This window comes from Nocardioides ultimimeridianus (assembly GCF_054777895.1).
In genome coordinates this window covers 1-1,523 of record NZ_BAAHAB010000027.1, presented here as the reverse complement: position 1 = coordinate 1,523, position 1,523 = coordinate 1, and the positions used below count along the sequence as shown (strand labels likewise).

The following is a 1,523-nucleotide window of genomic DNA, read 5'->3' as shown; positions in this document are numbered from 1 at the left end:
GGCTCTTTGTCAATAAGGACTGATGAGTTGTGCAAAATCAAATCTGAGTCAGAATGAACCACATTCTGGCTCAGATTTTTTGTTATCTTACATTGATTAATTGATTGATCAAAAAGATTCTAATTCTCATGTTCTCAAATGATTTAAATCCGTAGGATACTCGTTTCATTGTCTTTATGTGGGTATTCTTCGCTTCTATTTTTCCATTGGAATAAGGATAGATCATTGCGTTGGTGATGCCTTCTTCATAGGTCAGAAGGTTTTGAAGCTTTTCCCGAAAGCTGTCATCTAACGTTTCGGGAAGTTCTGCCAATAAGGAGAAAAATAAGTCAGGGTCTTTGTCTCGAAAGGCTTCAACTAATTCATGAAAAAAGGGATACGCCTCCTTTAGGGGCGGAGAAAACTCAAGCAATCGATCAATCATCATTGCTTCAGTAAGAAATGGGTATTTTGGTGCTCGGAAACTTTTCCATGTTTTGTATTCATAATGGTTGATGTTTGCACGATTTTTTAGCAAAAAGCGCCAGTTCTTTTTCAGTTTTTCTGCCTGGCTTTTCTGTCCGGCTTTACGAAGTTCATTCATTTCACGGATACGCAACTCATTGAACGCTTGATTCATGTGTTTGACAATATGAAACCGATCAATCACGACTTTCGCATTTGGCAGAACACGTTTGGTGAGCTGGAAGTAGGCGGCGTTCATGTCTGTCACCAAGAATTCTACTTCTTCTGGATTGGTACAACCTAAGAAATAGCTTGTTAATCGAGGTAATTTACGCGTAGGCAAAACATCTATTAATTTTCCTGTTTCGCCATCCGCGCAAATAAAGCTCATCTTATCTTCTATGGAAGCATGCGAACGAAATTCGTCAACCATCAATACTCTGGGGAGGATCTTCTTAGATTGCTTTGGTAAATAGCTTTTAAACTCTTTCAATGTACGAATAACGGTGGTCAAAGATACCTGACAGCTTTTCGCAATAAAAGATAAAGATACTTTTTCAGTCAGTAAAGAAGCAATTTTATATCTAACATGATTTGCGATTGAATGTCTGGGTTGGACAAAATAACTTTGAGCCGTCCAATGGGTGCGACAGTTTTTACAGGTATAGCGTTGCTTTTTTAGGCGCATAACCAAAGGCATATGATTGTATTGTTCAAAACGGACAATCGTTTCCTTTTTTCCATTTTTCACTATAATTGCTTTCCCGTTTCCATCTACCACAGTAGAACCACAACTTCTACAAGCACGAGGAGTAGGCGAGAGAACAGCATCGACGACCAACGTCTTTTTCTTCTGAAGGGTCTCGTAAGAGACCTCTGTAATCATCAAATCTTTCTCTGTTATTCTCAGCATTTTTTTGATAGAATCATTCATATAGCGTATCGTCCTCTCAGTTGTTTATTTTGTGGTGATTTAATCATACTAGAGAACGATATGTTTTTTAATACCTAAAATGAAAATGGGGCTGAAGAATCAATTCTGATTCATCAGTCCCATAAATTATAGAGCCAGTTTTTTT

1 protein-coding gene is annotated in these 1,523 nt (G+C 37.8%); it reads right to left on the bottom strand.

The window, feature by feature from the left end; translation table 11 throughout:
• Positions 1-82: 82 nt before the first annotated feature.
• Positions 83-1,378 carry an ISL3-like element ISEfa11 family transposase gene (locus tag ACYU8V_RS22175; RefSeq protein WP_002297218.1) on the bottom strand — a complete coding sequence of 432 codons (1,296 nt, stop codon included), beginning with the start codon at positions 1,376-1,378 and terminating at the stop codon, positions 83-85.
• Positions 1,379-1,523: the final 145 nt, after the last annotated feature.